Below are 3,957 nucleotides of genomic sequence, written 5' to 3' on the forward strand. Positions count from 1 at the left end.
CGGTCGAGCGTCACGCCCGCCGCGGCGGCCACCCGGACGACCTCGTCGGCGCCGAGCGCGAGCGACACCGCGCGCACCTCGCCGAGCTCGCCCGCGACGCGCAGCCGGTGCAGCGGGACGCCCGGGTCGGCGCGCGCGACGAGCACGAGGTGCAGCGACGGGGGCGCGTACCGGACGAGGCGGCCGAGCACGTCGCGCGCGGTGGGGCCGTGCACCGCGTGGACGTCGTCGACGACGAGGACGAGCGGTTCGGAGCGGACGCCCAGCGCCACGAGCAGCGCGTCGAGACGGCCACGCGCACCCCGGTCGGCCGAGGCCGCGGCGCGGCGCAGGGCGGTGCGATCGGCGTCAGGGACGGCCACGGCGACGGCGGCCTCGAGCCCCCGCACGAGCCTCACGGGGTCGTCGTCGGCCTCGTCGAGCGTGAGCCACGCGACGGGGTGCGCGGTCTGGGCGGCCCACGCGGCGACGAGCGTCGTCTTGCCGAAGCCCGCGGGGGCGACCACCGCGGCGACCCGGTGGCCCGCGACGGCGGCCTCGAGCTCGGCCGTCGGACCCGGTCGCGGCACGACGTGGAGCCCCAGGGGAGGTGTCGTGACCTTGACCCCCGGTGCCCCGACCTGCGCCACGTGCCGGACGCTCACGAGGCGAACGTATCGGGCAAACGGTGCCGAAGCGAGAGCATCCGGGTGACGTTCCTGCCGAGGACCGCCGTCGCACGTTCACCTCGACGCGTCCAGCCGTTCATCTGGCGGTGCGAGCCTGTCGACCGCGCGGCAGCGGGCCGCAGCAGGAGAGGACTACATGCGGGACATCTTCGACGCCGAGCTGGCGCAGCTCGGCCACGACCTCGTCGCGATGAGCGGCCGGGTCGAGCGCGCGATCACCGACGCGGGTGTCGCGCTCCTCACGGCGGACGTGACGCTCGCGGAGTCGGTCATCGCGGCGGACGTCGAGATCGACGCGATCGAGCGCGACCTCGACGAGCGCTGCGTGCTCCTGCTCGCCCAGCAGCAGCCCGTCGCGACCGACCTGCGCATCGTCGTGTCGGCGCTGCGCATGAGCGCGACGCTCGAGCGCATGGGTGACCTCGCCCGCCACATCGCGCAGGTCGCGCGCGGCCGCTACCCGCGGCAGGCGATCCCGCACGGGCTGTCGGGCACGTTCACCGAGATGCACGACGCGGCCGTCCGCGTGGCGCGCCGCACGACGACGCTGCTCACCAACCACGAGCTGCCGCTGGCCGAGAGCATCGAGCAGGACGACGACCTGCTCGACGAGCTGCACGAGGACACGTTCGCCGCGCTGCTGTCGGGCGGCTGGGACGGCTCGATCCAGGAGGCCGTCGACGTCACGCTGCTCGGCCGCTACTACGAGCGCTTCGGCGACCACGGCGTGTCGATCGCCCGCCGCGTGACCTACCTGGTCACGGGCGTGCTGAGCCAGGAGCTCGACCGCTCGGCCACCTGACACCACGCTGACGTCGGGCACGCCAGGACTGCAGCACCGCGGTCTCGCGCCGGACGGACGAAGGCGCCGCCACCCCTGCTCGGGTGGCGGCGCCTTCGTGGTTCCTGCAGGGCCCTCGGTCAGCGGCCCTGGTTCGCGACGGCCTTGATGGCCTCGGCGGCGGCCTCGGGGTCGAGGTACGTGCCGCCCTTCGTCACGGGCTTGAGGGTCTCCTCGTCGAGCTCGTAGAGCAGCGGGATGCCCGTCGGGATGTTGATGCCGGCGATCGTGTCGGCGTCGACGTCGTCGAGGTGCTTGACGATCGCGCGGATCGAGTTGCCGTGCGCGGCGACGAGGACCGTCTTGCGAGCCTGGAGGTCCGGCACGACGTCCGACTCCCAGTACGGCAGCGCCCGCTCGAGGACCTGCGCGAGGGCCTCGGCGCGCGGGATCGGCTCGCCCGCGTAGCGCGGGTCGGTGTCCTGCGAGAACTCCGAGCCGAGCTCGATGTCCGGCGGCGGGACGTCGTACGAGCGGCGCCAGAGCATGAACTGCTCCTCGCCGTACTCGCTGAGCGTCTGCTTCTTGTCCTTGCCCTGCAGCGCGCCGTAGTGGCGCTCGTTGAGGCGCCAGCTGCGCTTCACCGGGATCCAGAGGCGGTCCGCGGCGTCGAGCGCGTAGTTCGCGGTCGTGATCGCGCGGCGCAGGAGCGACGTGTGGACGACGTCGGGCAGCACGCCCGCGTCCGTGAGCAGCTTGCCGCCGCGCTTCGCCTCCTCGACGCCCTTCTCCGAGAGGGGGACGTCCACCCAGCCGGTGAACAGGTTCTTGGCGTTCCACTCGCTCTCGCCGTGGCGGAGCAGCACGAGGGTGTAGGTCATGCGCCCATCCTGCCGCAGGGTGCGCGGAGCGTCGCCGGGACGTCCGTCCCTGGGACGGGGCGCGGGTCGTGCTGCCGGGCCGCGGTCGGCTGCGGGGTTGCTGGAGCGGGGTCAGCGGGAGCGGCGGGCCTCGGCGGCGACGCCGTAGACCTTGAGCACCTGGTCGGCGGCCGCGGACCAGCCGAACCGCTCGGCGCTGCGGCGCGCGGCCTCCCCGTACGCGGACCGCACGGCCTCGTCGGCGAGCACGTCCGCCAGCACGTCGGCCCACACCGCGGGGTCGTGGCCACGCACGAGCCGGCCGGACACGCCGTCGTCGACGATCGTCCGCAGCCCACCGACGGCCGCGGCGACGACGGGGACGCCGCTGGCCTGGGCCTCCGCCGCGACGAGGCCGAACGACTCGCTGCGCGACGGCATCGCGACGACGTCGGCCGCGTGGTACCAGCGCACGAGGCTGTCGCGGTCGGCGGGCGGGCGGACGACCACGTCGTCGGCGACACCCGTGACCGCCGCGAGGGCCTGGAGCTCCCGGACCGCCGTGGACCGGCCGCTCGGGCCTCCGAGCACGACGAGCAGCGGCACCGGTCGGCCCGTCGCGCGCAGCACGCCGAGGGCGCGGACCAGCACGTCGGGGGCCTTGAGCGCCTGGACGCGGCCCGCGAACAGGACGACGCCACGGTCGGCGGGCAGGCCGAGCGCCTCACGGGCGGCGCGGCGGTCGGCGTCGGGGACGGGGGCGAAGCGGTCGAGGTCCACGCCGGGCTCGACGACGTGCACGCGCGAGGGGTCGGCACCGTACAGGTCGACGAGCTCGCGGGCCTCGACGGGCGTGCTCGCGACCAGCGCGTCGGCGGCCGCGACGACCTCCTCCTCACCGAGCACGCGCCCACCGGGCTCGGGCTCGTCGCCGGGGGCCAGCGAGGCGTTCTTCACGCGCGCGAGCGTGTGCGACGTGTGGACGAGCGGGACCTCCCAGCGGTCCGCGGCGATCTGGCCGACCTGCCCCGACAGCCAGTAGTGCGAGTGCACGACGTCGTACCAGCCCGGCCGGCGGGCGGCCTCGGAGCGGAGCACGCCCGCGGCCATGCCGCACAGCACGCCCGGGAGGTCGTTCTTGTCGAGCCGCTCGAACGGGCCCGCGGGCACGTGGTGGACCAGGACCGGGGGCACGATGCCGGCGTCGACGTCGTCGGCCAGCAGGACCGCGCGGGACTCGTCGCGGGTCAGGGTGCGGCCGTGCGCGTCCGTGCCCGGCACGACGACCGTCTCCGGCAGGTCCGACGACGTGGCGCGCGTGAAGATCTCGACGCGTGCGCCACGGGCCGCGAGCGCCTTCGACAGCTCGAGGACGTAGACGTTCATGCCGCCCGCGTCGCCCGTGCCCGGCTGGTCGAGCGGCGACGTGTGGACCGAGAGCATGGCGACGCGCGGGGCATGCTCCGAGGTCACGTGGGCTCCTGAGGACGGGCGGCTGTCTGCGCCCATTGTCGCCCCCGGAGCGGGGTGAGCGCCGCGCGGGGCGCGAGATGCCCGTCACGTGGCGGCCGGCGCGTGGTCGGACGCGCCGGCCGCCCACGGACGCGATGCGTCGGGCAGCGGCCCGGCCGCCCCTCGCGGGACTCGT

3 protein-coding genes and 1 pseudogene are annotated in these 3,957 nt (G+C 75.3%); 1 reads left to right on the forward strand and 3 read right to left on the reverse strand.

What is annotated here, in order from left to right; genetic code table 11:
• Positions 1 to 644 (reverse strand): annotated as a pseudogene (locus tag CTKZ_RS20135) (hypothetical protein); the annotation flags it as partial.
• Between the two features lie 160 nt (positions 645 to 804).
• Between CTKZ_RS20135 and phoU the strand changes: the two are divergent.
• A complete protein-coding gene (gene phoU / locus CTKZ_RS20140; protein WP_124344576.1) occupies positions 805 to 1,470 on the forward strand; it encodes a phosphate signaling complex protein PhoU in 666 nt (221 codons plus the stop codon).
• 119 nt (positions 1,471 to 1,589) lie between these two features.
• Here phoU and CTKZ_RS20145 read toward each other — a convergent pair whose 3' ends face one another.
• Both CTKZ_RS20145 and CTKZ_RS20150 read right to left on the reverse strand, forming a co-directional pair.
• On the reverse strand, positions 1,590 to 2,330 hold the full coding sequence (locus CTKZ_RS20145) for a phosphoglyceromutase (RefSeq protein WP_124344577.1): 741 nt from the start codon (positions 2,328 to 2,330) through the stop codon (positions 1,590 to 1,592).
• A gap of 111 nt (positions 2,331 to 2,441) precedes the next feature.
• Positions 2,442 to 3,782, reverse strand: coding sequence for a glycosyltransferase (locus tag CTKZ_RS20150; protein WP_371852402.1), 1,341 nt, complete (start codon positions 3,780 to 3,782; stop codon positions 2,442 to 2,444).
• Between the last annotated feature and the right edge of the window lie 175 nt (positions 3,783 to 3,957).

Origin of the sequence: Cellulomonas algicola (genome assembly GCF_003851725.1) — a bacterium.
Classification (GTDB): domain Bacteria; phylum Actinomycetota; class Actinomycetes; order Actinomycetales; family Cellulomonadaceae; genus Cellulomonas; species Cellulomonas algicola.